Genomic DNA, 16,350 nt, shown 5'->3' with positions numbered 1-16,350 from the left:
GGGTGTAGAGTAGCCTTTACTCATGAAGGCTATCCGGCTGTTTGGTGTTCGCCAGAACAATCTCAAAGGCTTCAACCTTACCCTGCCCCTCTATAAGGTAAGCGTTATATCCGGCCCTTCTGGAGCCGGTAAATCCAGCTTGGCCCTGGACACCCTTTACGCCGAAGGGCAGCGGCGCTACGTGGAGACCTTCTCCACTTATGTGCGCCAATTTTTAGAACGTCTCCCTCGTCCCCAGGTGGAATCCATCGAGGCCATTCCCCCGGCCATTGCCATTGAGCAGGTCAATCCGGTAAAGAGTTCCCGTTCCACAGTAGGCACCCTTACAGAGATCAACCATTTTCTGAAACTCCTGTATTTCCGGGAGGCCATCCTCTTCTGTCCCTCCTGTGGGCGTCCGGTAAGAAAACTCTCTCCGGATGAGGCTGCCCATCAGCTTCTTTCCGAGGCCTCCGGACAGCCAGCCATTATTACCGCCCGGGTAAGGGTCCGCCAGAGCTTTCCCCTGCTTCGCGAAGGGCTCCTTACCGCCGGCTACTTTCGGGCCTATTATCAGGGACAAATTAGGGAGATCTCAGAGGTCCCCGAGGCCAAAGAGATAGAGATCGTCATCGATCGTCTTCGGCTTAAACCGGAAGTTTTCTCCAGATTGGTTCAGTCTCTGGAGGAGGCCTATCGGGTAGGCCAGGGAGAGGCGGGAGTTCATCTGCCTTATGAGGAGAAGCGTTTCAGCCAGAAGCGACGCTGCCCTTACTGCAACCTGGATTTCCCTCCTCCCCAACCAAACCTCTTCTCCTTCAATAGCCCTGCGGGGGCCTGTCCTCAATGTCGAGGCTTTGGCCGAATTATTGATATTGACTGGAATCTGGTCATCCCCGACGGCCGAAAATCATTGGCTGAGGGGGCCATCACCATCCTGGAAATGCCTTCGGCCTGGGAGGATCGAGAGGAGTTTTTTGAGTGGTGTGAGGAAAAGGGAATCCCTCTAGACCTACCCTTTGAGGATCTCCCCCCAGAGATTCAGGAAAAAATAATCTACGGTGATGGTCAATGGTACGGTTTGAAGGGAATATTCAACTGGCTGGAAACAAAACGCTACAAAGCCCATGTGCGCATTCTGCTGGCCCGTTATCGGGCCTACCTGCCGTGTCCGGCCTGCGGAGGAAGCCGTTTCCGCCCCGAGGCCCGCTGGTATCGCCTGGCCGGAAAGGATATAGGAGAGTTCCAGAGACAAAGCATTGCCGAGGCCTTGAAATTTATAGAAAGTCTCGACTCCCAAGGCCTTGATCGAGCCACAGCCACCTTGGTGGAGGAAATCTGGCGCCGCCTTCGTTATCTTCAAGATGTAGGCCTCCCTTACCTTACCCTGGATCGTCCATCCCGGACTCTCTCTGGTGGAGAGGTGGCCCGAGTTCTTCTGACTCAGGCCCTGTCTTCAGATCTGGTAGAAACCCTCTACGTACTTGATGAGCCAACCCGAGGACTTCATGCCCAAGACACCCATCGGGTGGTAGAACTGGTCCGCCGGCTGGCCGCCAGCGGCAACACGGCTGTAGTTATTGAACATGACCCCTCTATCCTCCTTTCGGCAGATCACCTTATTGAACTGGGACCTGGGGCCGGAGAAGAGGGCGGGAGAATCGTCTATGAGGGCCCACCCGAAGGATTACTGAAGGCCCCATCTCCCACCGGAAAGGCCCTCAGAAAACGCCTGAAGATAAGACCATCATCCGGACCCCGGCGTAGGGCCCGAGAATTCCTCAGACTCCGAGGGGCCAGAGAAAATAATCTTAAAAACCTCAACCTTTCTTTGCCCCTAGGGCTTCTTGTCTGCCTTACCGGCCCCTCCGGCAGTGGCAAATCCACGCTCCTTGAGCTCACTCTCTATCGCGGTCTCTCCCGTCTTAAGGGGCGAGCCACCGATCCACCGGGAGCCTTTTCAAGCCTTGAAGGGGCAGAAAAGATCAATGAGGTTGTCCTCATTGATCAGTCCCCATTAGGACGCACACCCCGCGGCAATCTGGCAACCTACCTTAAGATTTACCAATCCATCCGGCACCTCCTGGCCCGGAGTCCGGAGGCCCGCCAGAGGGGTTTTACCGCCAGCCATTTTTCCTTCAACTCTCCTCTGGGACGGTGCCCTCTCTGTGAAGGCCAGGGATATGAGCGTATCGAGATGCAGTTTTTGTCTGATATTTTTCTCCCTTGCCCGGCCTGCCACGGTCTCCGCTTCAGACCGGAGATTCTTTCGGTCCATTACCAGGGGAAAAATATCGCCGACATTCTCTCCCTCACCGTAACCGAGGCCGCCGAGTTCTTTGCCGGAGAGCCAAAAATAGAACCGCTCCTTCGGGGCATGATCTCTATCGGTCTGGGGTATCTACGTCTGGGCCAGCCCTTAAACACCCTCTCCGGCGGAGAAGCTCAGCGTCTTAAGTTGGCCCGGGAGCTCTTCTTCCGCCAAGATTCCGGTCATCTCTTCCTGCTAGATGAGCCCACCGTCGGCCTCCACCTTGACGACGTTGAACGGCTTATCCAGGCCCTAAGGTCCCTGGTAGAGGCCGGCAATTCGGTCTATGTTATCGAACATCACCTGGATGTCATCGCCGCGGCTGATTGGGTCATCGAGTTGGGACCCGGAGCAGGTGAAGAAGGAGGCTACTTAGTTGCCCAAGGTCCTCCAGAGGAGATAGCCAGCCAGGATTGCCCCACTGGCCGGGCCTTAAAGAAATACCTTTTCTCCGGCCTTCGTCCTTCTCCCTTAAAGACCACCGTCTTGCCCCCGGCTCCCCGGGGGATAGAGATCCGAGGCGCCAGACATCACAACCTCCAGGGGCTGGATCTTACCATCCCCCGGGGGCGACTGGTGGTCTTCACCGGGCCTTCGGGTAGCGGCAAATCCACCCTGGCCTTTGATACTATCTTCGTAGAGGGACAGCGTCGCTACCTGGAGTGTCTCTCAACCTATATCCGTCAGTTCATTCCCCTCCATGAACGCCCAGAAGTGGACCTTATACGCGGCCTACCTCCGACGGTGGCCATAGAACAGCGGACCAGCCGGGCCGGACCTCGCTCCACCGTGGGCACCATTACTGAAGTCTATCACTACCTCCGGCTTCTATTTGCCCGGCTATCCCGGCCCTTCTGTCCTCGCTGCAGTCGGCCTTTGGAGGCCCAGCGAGTGGAGGAAATGCTAACCCGAATTCTGGATGCCTTCTCCAGCCAGGAGATCTCTTTACTCTCTCCCAAGGTTCGACGCCGAAAAGGCTTCCATCGAGCGGTTTTTGAAGCCGCTCTAAAGGCCGGCTATAACTGGGTACGGGTAGATGGCCGGATGCTCAAGGTTCCTCCCATCCCGGAGCTTTCCCGTTACCGGGAGCACCAAATTGAGGTAGAGGTGGCCCGCCTGGTGGCCTCTGAATCCAGGGCGGCCGGGCTACGTGCAGCCATAGAACTAGCCCTTAAAGAGGGGAGCGGAGAGGCCATAGTCAGCGATGGCCAGAAGGAAATACACCTTAGCCAGCATCTCTATTGCCCGGACTGCCGTCTCTCCCTCAGCGAACCAGATCCCCTGTTGTTTTCCTTTAATACCGAAGCCGGGGCCTGTCCGCAGTGTGGTGGGCTGGGGAACCAGGCCGGCAAGACGTGTCCCTCTTGTGGGGGAAGCCGGCTCCGAGCAGAGGCTCTGGCCTGGCGAATAGAGGGGTTAAGCATCGCTGAAGTCAGCCGGATGTCAGCCGAAGAGGCCCTTAGGTGGATAAGGGGCCTCCGCTTCCGAGGCCGTCAACTCCCTGTTGCCGTCCCTCTGGTGAGAGAAATCCAGGCTAAGCTGGAGTTTCTCTGCCAGGTGGGGCTCTCTTACCTGGAACTTGACCGTAGCGGAGACTCCCTCTCCGGAGGAGAGGCCCAGCGGGTCCGGCTGGCCGCTGAACTGGGCTCTAATCTTACCGGTGTCTGCTACGTGCTTGATGAGCCCACCGTTGGTCTTCATCCTCAAGATAATCTCCTTCTTATCAGGGCCCTTAAGCAACTTCGGGACCGAGGCAACACCATATGCGTCGTAGAACACGACGAGGAGACCATTCGGGAGGCGGACTGGATCATCGACCTCGGCCCCGGGGGCGGACGCCAAGGAGGTCAAATTGTCGCCCAGGGACGCTTAGAAGATATCCTGCGGGAGCCTCGCTCCCTTACCGGACGGTTTTTAGCCGATCAAAGTCGTTATCACCTGACCTCTCGAAGACGCCAAGGAGAGGGTCAGCTGGAGATAAGAAAAGCCCGGGCCCGAAACCTCAAGGGAATTAACGTCTCTCTGCCCCTCAAAACCCTGATATGTCTTACCGGCCCCTCAGGTAGTGGCAAATCTACCCTCCTTTTGGAAGTCTTATACGCCTCACTTAAACGTCTCAAGACCGGTCTTTCTCCTATCGGTTGTCAAGAAATTGTCGGCCACGAACAGATTCTCCGGATCCTGGAGGTAGATCATAGCCCTATTGGCCGCACCCCCCGCTCCACTCCGGCCACTTACGTAGGGCTTATGGATGATATCCGCCGTCTTTTTGCCGAAACCCCAGAGGCTCGAGCTAAAGGATTTTCCCCCCGACGTTTCTCCTTCAATCTACCCGAAGGACGCTGTCCTCATTGCCAGGGACAAGGACGCATCAAGGTAGAGATGCGCTTTTTGCCAGAGATCTATATCCCCTGTGAGGCCTGCAACGGAGCCCGTTACAATCCTGAGACTCTCTCTGTCCACTACAAAGGGAAAAATATCGCCCAGGTGCTGGCTCTAACCGTGGCCGAGGCCGCCGAGTTCTTCGCCGCTGTCCCCAGTCTGGCCCATAAACTGGAGATCCTTCAACGTCTGGGACTCGGCTATCTCACCCTGGGGCAGGCCAGCCCAACACTATCTGGGGGAGAGGCCCAGCGCATAAAGTTGGCTCATGAATTCGTTAAGCGTTCGGGAGGGGGGACGCTTATAGTCCTTGATGAACCCACCACCGGACTTCATCTGGCTGATATCGCCTGTCTCCTGGGGCTTCTTCACCGACTGGTTGATCGAGGGGATACGGTGGTGGTGATCGAACACAACCTGGAGGTCATCAAGGAGGCGGACTGGATCATAGACCTCGGCCCCGGGGGCGGACGCAAGGGGGGTAAGGTTCTCTTCCAGGGGCCTCCAGAGGAATTCGTCTATCAGGACACGCCCACGGCCCGGTTCCTACGACGATACCTAGAAACCAGGAGGTAATTAGTCTTCTTGGTTATCTTCCTCTTCTTCCCGACGGAAACGTAAAGGGACTATCTTCCCTTCATCCTTCTCCACCAACGTCGGTTTGGGAGAGGGATCAGCCTTGAGTGGCTCGGGCAAGAAGCCTATCTGCTTGATAAGCAGTGAGTATTGCTGGATGACATGGGGAAAGATGTACTTGGCCTCCGTGAAGCCAAGGATCTGATTGCGGTTAAGAAGAAAATGAAAATCCGGGGGCTTAAGACACTGAAGAAGAGAGAGATCAAAATCAAGCAGGGCCTGTCCGCTCTCTGTAGAGGCAAACTTGAGAAAAACAGGGCACTCTACCGGGATGTGCTCCTTCTTCTCCAACACATACTGGAGGGTTTCAAATTGTCGGTTCCACCCCACCAGAGCGACCATAATCCGGCCACCGGCCAGCAGGAACATTACCGGAGCGCGATCGGTAACCTTACTCTGCATCATGCTCATTATATAGCCTTGATATCCAGGTAGGGGAAGACCTTTCTTATCAAGTTAACGAATCATCACCGGCCGGGCCGGATAGGCTGGAAAGCGTTCTCCGGCCAGAAGCCCCTGGAGGCGTTTAAGCATACTATTAAGGTCGGTCTCCTTCTGAATAAGCTTTAGATAGTGGAACCCAAAGGGAAAGTTCTGAAGATACCAGAAACAATAGAGTCGAAAACGCTTAAAAGCCATATCTTCGGGGAGGAACTCCTTCATAAGATCGGCCAGCCGGCCCAGGGGTGAAAAGGGATCCGGGGGGCCAGGGGGAAGCTCATTCCGAAGGAGGGCTTCTGTGTCCCGAAAGATCCAGGGCCTCAGGAGGGCCGCCCGGCCGATCATTACCCCGGCACAACCGGTCTCCAGAAACATCCGCCGGGCATCTTCGGGGGAGAAGACATCACCGGAGCCAATTACCGGAATAGAAACCTCCCTGACCACCGCCCGGATCTCCTCCCAACGAGCCCGACGTCGAAATCCCTCCCTGGCCGAACGGGGATGAAGGACAATGGCCGAGGCCCCTTCCTCCTCCAGAAGGCGAACAAAACGGAGGAGTTCTGGAAGATCATGTTCCCAGCCGGAGCGAATCTTGACCGTAAGCGGCAGACCGGCAGCAGCATCCCGGACCGCCCGGAGAATTTCCCGGGCCCGAAAGCTATCTTTCATCAGGGAGACACCCCAGCCAAAACGCTGGATGGCTCCCCGGGTGCAGGCCATGTTAATGTCTATGGCCGAAAAATGTCCCAGGCTCACCAATCGGGCCACGGCCCGGAAGACAACATCCGGATCTCCTCCTACCACCTGGGCCACCAAGGGACGATCCCCCCGTCCTGGCAGAAGATATGGATCCCTTGCCGCCGACCCGAAGGCCAGAATCCGGCTATTGAGCATCTCCGTGTAAAAGAGCCCCACCCCACCATAGTCTGCCACCAAGGTACGAAAGGCCGCATGGGTGTAGTCAGCTAAGGGGGCCAGGACCAATGGTGGACTAATCCTTAAAGATCCTAGCCGAAATTCTCTAGGAACTTGGTCAAGGGAAACTCCGACCATAAAGGGGCTCTCTCAAGGCCAAGTTTGAAACAAAAAGGCTATCATCGAAACGCTTTTTTGGGTATGACCCAGGAAGAAAAAAGAAAGTGGGAGGAAGCTATGTCCCGGCTGCCAGAGTTTATTGTCGCCCTTAAGGACCCTCAAGCCTATCCCTATAAGGTCGAGGAGATTCATCTTATCCAGACCCACATTTCTTACGTCTTTCTAGCCGGCAATTACGTTTACAAGGTCAAAAAACCGGTGGACTTCGGCTTTTTGGATTTCACCACTTTGGAGAAACGACATTACTTCTGTCAGCGAGAGGTTGAACTTAACCGCCGCCTTTGTCCGGATCTCTACCTTGGGGTGGTAGAGGTCGTTCGCACCCCCGAGGGGAAAATCTGCTTTGAAGGCCAAGGTAAGGTTCTGGAGTATGCCGTCAAGATGCGGCGCATGCCCGAAGAGGGCATGATGGGCCGGATCATCCGGGAGGGGCAGCTGACTCAAAGACACATCGATCAGGTCGTAAAAAAGCTGGTTCCCTTCTATCAGCAGGCCGCTACCGGACCAGGAGTTGACGAACATGGCAGCCTGGAGACAGTGGCCTTTAACGTTAATGAAAACTTCTCTCAGACGGAGGCCTTTGTAGGCGAAGCCCTCTCGGCCAAAAGATATCGGGAGATCATGGCCTATGCCCGGAAATTCATGGAAGAGAAGGCGGAACTTTTTGCTCGCCGGGTAAAAGAGGGCCGAATTCGCGACGGTCATGGAGATCTATATTCGGCCAACATCTGTTTTGATGAGCCCCGACAAGATGTCTATATCTTCGACTGTATCGAATTCAACGATCGCTTCCGATGTGGCGATGTGGCCTGCGATATCGCCTTTTTGGCCATGGATCTTGACTACCATGGTTTAAAAGATCTTTCCGGGTACTTCATAAATGGATTTGTCTCCCTGTCTGGGGATCAAGAACTTCTTAAACTTCTGGATTTTTACAAGTGTTACCGGGCTTATGTCCGGGGAAAAATTGGCTGTTTTACCTGGTCGGCTCCGGAAGTTCCTCCTGAGGTACGCCGCCAGGCCTTATCAGAGGCCAGGCGCTATTTCGCCCTGGCCCATCATTATGCCGGAAAATCTCCCCAAGGACGGATAATCGTCATATTTGGCCTTTCTGGCACTGGCAAGTCCACTCTGGCCCGGGCCCTGGCTAACGACCAGGGAGCCATTTATCTTAACTCTGATATTGTCCGCAAGAGACTTCTGGGAATCGCCCCCCAAGAGCACCACTTCGAACCCTTTGGCCAGGGAATCTACTCGCCGGAGATGACCCAAAAGACTTACATGGCCATGGTGGATGAGGCCCGAGAGCTGGCCAGCCTGGGAGAGACGGTCATTTTAGACGCCACCTTTAAAGACGAGGAATACCGTCAGGCCGTCTTAAAGGCCGCCTCGGCGGCCAACGTTCCGGTCCGGTTCATACTCTGCACCTGCCCGGAAGAGGAAATTAAGCACCGCCTCGCCCGCCGTCTAGATAAGACTGGAGAGGTCTCCGATGGACGCTGGGAGATTTATCTCCGCCAGAAAGAAGTCTTTGCACCAGTAAAGGAACTTCCGGGGTTGATGAAGGTAGAGACCCTGGCCCCGGTAGAGGAGATCCTCTCTCAGGTGAAAAAGAGGCTGGGAGACTTTCTTTTTGATCCAGAAATTTAAAGAAAGGCCCTCAGACGGCCCGGGAAAAAGAGCTCTCGGGCCAGAGAGACAAAATACTCGTCGGTCATCCCGGCAATGAAGTCAATGACTATCTGCGGAGGAGGGGTTTCCTGAAGATAGCTTTCGGGCATATGGATCAGAAAATCTCGAAAGATTGGGGCCTCCCTCCGCCCCTGATGAAGGTCTTCTAAACATCGCTCAAAAAGTCGCTCAAAGAGCCAGGCAATCTTATCCATATCTTTTTTGATGGCCTCGTTAAGATAGATGTGCTCCAGGTTGAAGGCCTTAAGTTCCTTGAGGGCCTCGGCTACTTCGGGGCTGAAGGAAACAGAGCCCTTTCCCCAACTGTGGGCGATGAGATCCGTCACCAAGCGGAAGACAATACTCCCGTTGGTCCGCCCTAAGACCTTCTGACAGCGTGGGGGAATATCTTCCCGACGAATAAGACCGACAAGGATGGCGTCTTCTATGTCCCGCCCTATGTAGCTTATGGTGTCGGCCAGCCGGACGACACAGCCCTCAAGGGTCATAGGCCGCAAAGGATAGGAAGGATCCTGAGCACGCCGGATGATCTCTTCATCCAGACGGGAAAAATCTTTTTCCTTCTCCGGGACAAGACTGTAAGTGTCGCTTTCGCCATCATGACAAAGGATACCATCATAGACCTGAAGGGTAAGATTCCAACCCTGGCCTCCGCGTTCTAGATGCCTCAAGGCCCGCACTCCCTGAATATTGTGCTGAAATGAGGGCAGATTATGCATCCGGGCCAGACGATCAAGAAAGCGCTCCCCCTCATGGCCAAAAGGGGGATGGCCGATGTCATGCCCCAGGGAGATAGCCTCAATGAGATCTTCATTCAGCCCCAGATACCGGCCAATGGTCCTGGCAATCTTGGAGACTAGCTGAACATGGATAACTCTTCGAGTAATGTGAATATTATCAGACAGGGAGAAGACCTGGGTCTTATCGATGTAGCGGGTATAGGCCAGAGAATGAAGAATCCGATCGGTATCTATCGAAAAGGGCAGACGATAGTCTCCGGCCAGAAGCTCTTCGGGGCGTTCTCTCCGGGCCGCCGAATGAGGGGTGGCCCAAGGAGAAAGTCTCTCATTAAGAATATTTTCTATCTTCTGCCGGATCTTTTGAAAGTCTAGCTCCACCATGAGACTCCAAGAACTTTACTCCAGTCATCTTAAATCAGTGGCCTACGATCCGCAAAGGCAGACTCTTTTGGTGGAGTTTCGCAATGGAGCCCTTTATGAATTTTACCAGGTGCCGGAGGAGGTCTTCAGAGGACTTATCTCGGCCAGCTCCCATGGCCGGTTCTTCAATCGTCACATCCGCCAGCGGTTTCCCTATCGGCGGCTAAGGTAGTCTATTCAGGCCCTTCGGAGGCCCCCTTTTCCTCAGGGCTCTCTTCTTCTAGATTCAGGCTTCCAGCGCGGAAGGTTACCTGAGCCTCTTTAAGATAAAAGGTGCCCATTTCGAGGGGCCGGTTGACAGTTATCTCTCGATCGGCGATGCCAATCCTCACCCCGGGAAAGCAGCGCCCCAGGACCTTAACCGTTGTCTGACGAAGCGCTTTAACCCTTTCCCGTAGCTCTCTTTCCTTTTCTTTGAGTTTTTGGGCTTCGAGCTCTAGCTCTGTAAGCTTTTCCTTTACTTTATTAAAAATCGGGATTTTCTCTGACGGAAGACGCCCCTCTTTAAGGAGCCTGGCCCCGGCCTTAAGGGCCTTATAGAGGGCCGTCATCTGATCCTCAAGCACGGTCAGTTTAGCTCTAACATCTTCCAGCTGTTCGGAAAGACTGCGTTCATAACCCACCCTGAGGACGGTGGTCACGTGGGCACTGCTGCCCAGGATCCTCACCTCAGCCGACCCCCGAACGAGAGAGTCTCCGCCAACGATAGTCCCCACCCCTTCGGTAACGCTCAGGTGGCCACCAACCTCACAGAAGGCCTGAAGTATATAGTCAGAGACAGTAAGGTCTCCGCAGACAAAGACCTGGGCGTACTCTATCGCCCCGATGGTGGCCTGCCCCTGACACTCAATCCGAGTCTCCTCACCGTGTACAAGGCCACTGATGATAAGATCCCCCTTGACCCTGATAAGAACATTGTCTTCCACCGCACCATTTATCTCCAGATCTCCCGAGCAATCAATTTCAAACCCCCGGTGGACCACACCATTTATGAGCAGCTTCTCTCCCAGGAAGTGGATATTACCTACATCCCAGTTGACATCGGAGTTGAGCTCAAAGACCGGACTGACCCGAAGCTTGTCACCCTCGGAAATCAGGGCCCCCTCCACTTCAGAAATCAAAAGAACTCCCTCCTCATCGGGTTTGAGTCCGGAACCGTAGCGAAAAGGGATGTCCTTTCCGGGAAAGGTAGGCAGCGGCTCTCCGAAGACGTTCATCCCTGGCTCCCCGGGCCCTGGCGGAATCTTCCGGGCCACAGGCTGGCCGGCAGTAACGCAGACAATGGTGTTCATTTCTCGGAGGTCAACCCGATCGTTTCCCTCCTCTCGTGGCCCTTTCTCAAGATCCACCAAAAGCTCTATTCGGGCGTCTTCACCCTTGACCGGCGGCCGGCCCCGGGCGACGATCAACCTCCCAGAATCAACCTCTGGCTCCTCAAGGAGCCCAAAAACAATCCCATGCTTTTTAAGCTCGGACTTAAGGGCTGGATAGTCATCGGGGATAAGATCAGGACCTGGAGCATCTTTGCGCAAAAAGGCCACCAGCTCATCTGAGGAAACAAAAAGCCGGAAACGCCCGTCAAGGACGGGCACCCCCTCTTTAAACAGACTTTGGCGACCCTGTTGCTCGGACATCTCTTTTTAACTTTTCGGCCGGAAGGAAGATTCCTAAAGTTTTCGCCTGAAATCTTTCTTTTTTAGCGGACCAGGAGATTGACTAAAAGACTGACTAAAAAGAGGACTTATTCTCTGGCTCCTCGCCAGCTTTTTTCTTCTCCCCGAAGGAGGCGGGCGATGTTTTCTCTATGACGCCACCAGATGAGAAGGGCCATCACCGAGGCCAGGAGGGTCACCGAAAGACTGTGGCAGGTAAACCAGACCAGGGCCGGCATAAGAAGAGAGGTAAGCAGCGAGCCCAGAGAAACATAACCGCTTTTAGCCACCACGGCCACAAAGATGATCACATTGATGGCCAGGGCCACCGGGCAGAGAAATAGATAGACCCCCACCGCCGTGGCCACGCCCTTGCCCCCCCGGAAGCCCAGGTACACCGGATAAAGATGCCCCAAAAAGGCTGCCAGACCTGCCAGAGCCGGAAGGACCTCCCTGAGGGCCTCCGGCGCCAGACGGCTGGCCAGATAGACGGGAAGGGCGGCCTTGGCCACATCTAGGACAAGGGTTATAACTCCCCAGGTTTTACCCACACACCGGGCTACATTGGTGGCCCCGATGTTACCAGAACCCATCTGGCGAATATCCTTGCCCCTGAGAAAACCGATCAGAAGGCCAAAAGGAACGGCCCCCAAAAGATAAGCGGCCAAGATGATGACCAGTACTCTAGGACTCCAGAGACTTTCTATCATTTGCGCCCGAGTGTAATATCAAGGGATTGGTTCAGGCAAGGGTTTTGGTTCACCAATACCAGAAAGGCGGGGGAAGAGATGGCCGTCAGGCTGGAGAGAATTCGGAACATCGGTATCATTGCCCACATCGACGCCGGGAAAACCACCCTTACCGAACGCATCCTCTATTACACCGGCAAGATCCATCGCATGGGAGAAGTTCACGAAGGAGCCGCTCAGATGGACTGGATGCCAGAGGAACAAGAACGGGGCATCACCATCTCTTCGGCAGTGACCACGTGTTATTGGCAGGGACACGAAATACATATTATCGACACCCCCGGTCACGTGGACTTCACCATAGAGGTGGAACGATCCCTGAGGGTTCTTGATGGAGCGGTAGGGGTCTTTTGTGCCGTGGGAGGAGTAGAGCCTCAAAGTGAAACGGTCTGGCACCAGGCAGACAAGTACCGGGTCCCTAAGGTGGCCTTCGTCAACAAGATGGATCGCTTAGGGGCCGATTTTACCAAGGTTCTTCAAGAGATGAGGGACAAACTGGCGGCCAATCCCTTGGTGATCACCTTTCCTTATGGGGCCGAAGATCGCTTCCAGGGGGTGGTGGATGTCATCGCCCAGAGACTCATCCTCTGGGATGAGGCCAGCCAGGGGGAAAAGTTTACCTACCACCCCCTACCCGATGAACTGATAGCCGAGGCCAGAGACTATCGGGAGGCCCTCTTAGAGACCCTGGCGGATATCGATGATTCCATCATGGAAAAATATCTGGCCGAAGAAGAAATCACGGAAGCGGAGATACACCAGGCCATCCGCCGGGCCACCTTAGGGCTTAAAGGGGTACCAGTTTTTGCCGGGGCAGCCTTAAAGAACAAAGGAGTCCAGCCGCTTATTGACGGCATCGTCCGCTATTTACCCAGCCCCTTAGATGTTCCTCCGGTAGAGGGCCTTAACCCCAAAACCGGAGAGCTTGAGAGCCGGCCCCCCAAAGAGGGAGGGCCCCTTGCTGCCCTGGCTTTCAAGGTCCAGATGTTCGAAGGTCGCAAGATGGTCTATGTTCGCATCTACTCTGGCCGTCTTGAGGTAGGAAAGGCGGTCCTCAATGTAGGCAAGGGGCTCAAGGAAAAGGTGGCCCGGATCTTTCGGGTCCATGCCAACAAACGCGAACGCCTGGAGGAGGCCGGCCCCGGAGCCATCGTGGCCGTCATGGGTCTAAAAGGCACGGCCACCGGGGATACCCTGGCTGATCCGGAGCATCCCATCCTCCTTGAACCCATTGAAACCTATGAACCTGTCATCTCCATTGCGGTGGAGCCCAAAACCCGAGCCGACGAAGAAAAGGTCCACCAGGTGCTCTCTCGGGTAGCCGAAGAGGATCCCACCTTCCGGGTCCGCTTTGACGAAGAAACCGGCCAGACTATCGTCTCTGGTATGGGCGAACTCCACCTGGAGGTTATTCTCCAGCGGATAAAACGAGAATATCATCTGCCCATCAATGTTGGCCGCCCCCAGGTAGTCTATCGAGAGACCATCACCCGGCCGGCTGAGGCCACGGAGGTCTTTGACCGAGATATCGCCGGCGTAAGACAAAAAGTAGAAGCCACCCTGGCCATAGCCCCCCTTCCCAGGGGAGCCGGACGTCAAATCCGAATTGAGCCCCCCCTGGCCGAGGAGCTTCCGGAAGCCCTGCGTCAGGAGCTAGAGGAAACCCTTTACCAGAGCCTTGAGGCCGGTGTGGCTGGCTACCCCGTCTGGGACATAGAGATTCGCCTAAAGAGGCTCTTCTTCGCCGAAACCGCCGGGAACTTGGCCATCAAGGCCGCCATTACAGCAGCCCTCAAGCAGGCTTTAGAGGCGGCCGGACCGGTGCTTCTTGAACCCATTATGGCCCTAGAGATTCTCACCCCGGGAGAGTTCATGGGTGATATAATCGGCGACCTTACCGCTCGCGGAGGAAAAGTGGAGACTATTGAGGCCCGAGGGCCGGTCCAGGTTATACGCGCCGAGGCCCCTCTTTCTCGCCTCTTTGGTTACTCTACCACCCTTCGTTCGGCCAGCCAGGGAAGGGCCACCTTTACTATGCGCTTTTCCCATTACGACATAGTCGAGGAGCAACCCGGTCATTGAAGGCCCTGGCCCTTTCTGCTAACCAAAAAGAATGAAGATCATCTCCCAAGAAGAGGTCATTGAGGCCGTAGCCCGTTTGGCCATAGAGGCCAATGTTGACCTTCCCCCGGAGGTGGAGAAGGCCCTGCGGGATGCCCGACAAAAAGAGGTCTCCCCCACCGGGAAGATGGCCCTTTCTATTCTTTTAGAGAATGCCCGCTTGGCCAGAGAAGCTGGTCTTCCTATCTGCCAAGACACTGGTGTGGCCGTCATCTTTGTCCGCCTGGGGCAGGAGATTTGCCTTCAAGGAGATCTCTATGAAGCCATAAACCGAGGAATAGCCCGAGGATATAGCCAAGGACGCCTGCGGCCTTCCGTGGCCGATCCCTTAACCCGGAAAAATACGGGTGACAACACCCCAGCCATAATCCACCTAGAACTCGCTCCCGGAGAGGATCTAACAATTTCTCTCCTGCCCAAAGGTTGTGGTAGTGAAAACATGAGTGCCATCCGGATGCTCCCTCCTTCGGTAGGGAAGGCCGGAATAATTGACTTTGTGGTGGAGACAGTCTCCCGGGCTGGAGCTAATCCCTGCCCTCCAGTCACCGTAGGGGTGGGGCTTGGAGGCGACTTTGAGCTGGCCGCCCTCATGGCCAAAAGGGCCCTTCTGCGCCCTTTAGGGAGCCGCAACCCCCGAACAGATGTAGCCTTGCTGGAAGAGACAATTCTGGAGAAGATAAACGCCTTGGGCATTGGCCCTCTGGGCCTTGGCGGCCGCCAAACGGCCCTCTCCGTCAACATAGAGACTGCTCCCTGTCACATCGCCAGTTTGCCGGTAGCAGTCAATATCCAGTGTCATGCCGCCCGGCTAAAAGAGGTGAGCCTGTGAAGATAGAGCTTCCGGTAAAGACAAGGCTGGCCTTCCCCCTTAAGGATAAGAGCCCCCTGGCATCCTTAAGGGCTGGCGACTGGATTCTTATATCGGGAAAAATCCTGGCCGGACGAGACCAGACACACCGCCGTCTCTTGGAGCTTCTTGAGGCCGACCGGCCTCTCCCCTTCAACCCCCAAGGTCAGCTCATCTATTATGTTGGCCCCACCCCCGCCCCTCCTGGCCGCCCCATTGGCTCAGCCGGCCCCACTACCAGCTACCGAATGGATGCTTATACCCCCAGACTTCTAGAGCTTGGCGTGGCCGCTACCATGGGTAAAGGACCCCGAGGGCCAGAAGTCCGAAAGGCCATGCTCCAGCACCAGGCCATATACCTGGCGGCTATAGGTGGAGCCGGAGCTTATCTTTCCCGGTGTATCAAGGACGCCACCCCCCTGGCCTTTGAAGAGCTTGGCCCGGAAGCCCTTTTGCTTTTAGAGGTAGAAGACTTTCCGGCGGTGGTCATCAACGATCTGATAGGGCAAGACTACTATCAGCTAGCCCGCGAGAAATGGCGCTCTTAAAACCTTCAAGGGAACGTTTCTATCGCCGCTGGATCAACCGGCGGGATCTAATCTCTTTTCAGGTTCAGGTAAAGGAGACGGATCTCTTCATCCTCGCCCAAGAGGATCTGCGCTCGGAGATAACCGCCCTGGTTCTATCCCTCCGAAGCCAGATAGAAAGCTACATCCAGCGTTACCCCCTCTTTCTGGAGTCCCTGGCCCCTCTGCCATCAGATCCTCTCGCTCCTCCGATAGTTCAGAAGATGTTGGCCGCCGGCCTTAAGGCCGGGGTGGGGCCTATGGCCGCTGTTGCCGGAGCCATTGCCGAGGCAGCGGCCAGAGAGGCCGTCGCCCGGGGGCTAACCCAGGAGATCTTTATAGAAAATGGAGGAGACTGCTTTCTTATGGGCCGCCAAGATCTAATTGTGGCCATCTATGCCGGGAAATCTCCCTTTTCGGGAAGGCTGGGGCTAAAGATTCCCGCCCACCTTCAACCCCTTTCGGTCTGCACCTCTTCCGGAAAGATCGGCCATTCTCTCTCCCTAGGGCAGGCCGAGGCAGTTACGGTGCTGGCCAAAGAGGCCGCCCTGGCCGATGCCGCAGCCACGGCCATAGGAAACGTAGTCCGCAAAACGGCCGATATTCCCCGGGCCCTTAAAGCCGCCAGCCAAATCCCGGATCTTTTAGGGGTGGTGGTCATCATTGGCGATCGAATTGGGGCCCAAGGTAAGGCCCTGGAACTGGTTGCCTTGGACTAA

At 55.5% G+C, this 16,350-nt stretch carries 12 protein-coding genes; 7 read left to right on the top strand and 5 right to left on the bottom strand.

Annotation, left to right across the window (positions count from 1 at the left end):
- The first annotated feature begins 22 nt into the window (after window positions 1–22).
- Window positions 23–5,248 carry an excinuclease ABC subunit UvrA gene (gene uvrA / locus G4V39_RS11385; RefSeq protein ID WP_166032165.1) on the top strand — a complete coding sequence of 1,742 codons (5,226 nt, stop codon included), beginning with the start codon at window positions 23–25 and terminating at the stop codon, window positions 5,246–5,248.
- On the opposite strand, the gene G4V39_RS06580 is transcribed toward uvrA, so the two are convergent.
- Together G4V39_RS06580 and G4V39_RS06575 are read right to left on the bottom strand one after the other, a co-directional pair.
- Complete coding sequence (locus G4V39_RS06580) at window positions 5,249–5,713, bottom strand: hypothetical protein (protein ID WP_166032164.1); 465 nt, start codon at window positions 5,711–5,713, stop codon at window positions 5,249–5,251.
- Window positions 5,714–5,764: 51 nt separating this feature from the next.
- Window positions 5,765–6,733, bottom strand: coding sequence for a tRNA dihydrouridine synthase (locus G4V39_RS06575; RefSeq protein ID WP_166032163.1), 969 nt, complete (start codon window positions 6,731–6,733; stop codon window positions 5,765–5,767).
- A gap of 168 nt (window positions 6,734–6,901) precedes the next feature.
- On the opposite strand from G4V39_RS06575, the gene G4V39_RS06570 reads away from it, so the two are divergent.
- A complete protein-coding gene (locus G4V39_RS06570; RefSeq protein WP_166032162.1) occupies window positions 6,902–8,494 on the top strand; it encodes a bifunctional aminoglycoside phosphotransferase/ATP-binding protein in 1,593 nt (530 codons plus the stop codon).
- On the opposite strand, the gene G4V39_RS06565 is transcribed toward G4V39_RS06570, so the two are convergent.
- On the bottom strand, window positions 8,491–9,657 hold the full coding sequence (locus tag G4V39_RS06565; protein WP_166032161.1) for a deoxyguanosinetriphosphate triphosphohydrolase family protein: 1,167 nt from the start codon (window positions 9,655–9,657) through the stop codon (window positions 8,491–8,493). The genes G4V39_RS06570 and G4V39_RS06565 overlap by 4 nt on opposite strands.
- Here G4V39_RS06565 and G4V39_RS06560 point away from each other — a divergent pair.
- Window positions 9,656–9,868: a KTSC domain-containing protein gene (locus G4V39_RS06560; RefSeq protein ID WP_166032160.1), complete on the top strand. Its 213-nt coding sequence runs from the start codon at window positions 9,656–9,658 to the stop codon at window positions 9,866–9,868. The two genes, G4V39_RS06565 and G4V39_RS06560, sit on opposite strands and share 2 nt — an antisense overlap.
- A 1-nt stretch (window position 9,869) precedes the next feature.
- Here G4V39_RS06560 and G4V39_RS06555 read toward each other — a convergent pair whose 3' ends face one another.
- Both G4V39_RS06555 and plsY read right to left on the bottom strand, forming a co-directional pair.
- On the bottom strand, window positions 9,870–11,330 hold the full coding sequence (locus G4V39_RS06555; RefSeq protein WP_166032159.1) for a FapA family protein: 1,461 nt from the start codon (window positions 11,328–11,330) through the stop codon (window positions 9,870–9,872).
- 107 nt (window positions 11,331–11,437) lie between these two features.
- Window positions 11,438–12,058: a glycerol-3-phosphate 1-O-acyltransferase PlsY gene (plsY, locus tag G4V39_RS06550; protein ID WP_166032158.1), complete on the bottom strand. Its 621-nt coding sequence runs from the start codon at window positions 12,056–12,058 to the stop codon at window positions 11,438–11,440.
- Window positions 12,059–12,136: 78 nt separating this feature from the next.
- Between plsY and fusA the strand changes: the two genes are divergently transcribed.
- Genes fusA through G4V39_RS06530 form a run of 4 tightly spaced genes read left to right on the top strand, consistent with a single transcriptional unit; the run spans window position 12,137 to window position 16,350 of the window.
- Complete coding sequence (gene fusA / locus G4V39_RS06545; RefSeq protein WP_166032157.1) at window positions 12,137–14,179, top strand: elongation factor G; 2,043 nt, start codon at window positions 12,137–12,139, stop codon at window positions 14,177–14,179.
- A gap of 31 nt (window positions 14,180–14,210) precedes the next feature.
- Window positions 14,211–15,047, top strand: coding sequence for a fumarate hydratase (locus G4V39_RS06540; RefSeq protein ID WP_166032156.1), 837 nt, complete (start codon window positions 14,211–14,213; stop codon window positions 15,045–15,047).
- Window positions 15,044–15,613 (top strand): FumA C-terminus/TtdB family hydratase beta subunit, encoded by a 570-nt coding sequence (locus tag G4V39_RS06535; protein ID WP_246169632.1) that lies wholly within the window; start codon window positions 15,044–15,046, stop codon window positions 15,611–15,613. Before G4V39_RS06540 ends, G4V39_RS06535 begins: the two co-directional genes overlap by 4 nt.
- Window positions 15,601–16,350 (top strand): UPF0280 family protein, encoded by a 750-nt coding sequence (locus tag G4V39_RS06530; protein WP_166032155.1) that lies wholly within the window; start codon window positions 15,601–15,603, stop codon window positions 16,348–16,350. Before G4V39_RS06535 ends, G4V39_RS06530 begins: the two co-directional genes overlap by 13 nt.

Source organism: Thermosulfuriphilus ammonigenes (assembly GCF_011207455.1).
Classification (GTDB): domain Bacteria; phylum Desulfobacterota; class Thermodesulfobacteria; order Thermodesulfobacteriales; family ST65; genus Thermosulfuriphilus; species Thermosulfuriphilus ammonigenes.
This window is presented reverse-complemented; position numbering and strand designations above follow the sequence as displayed.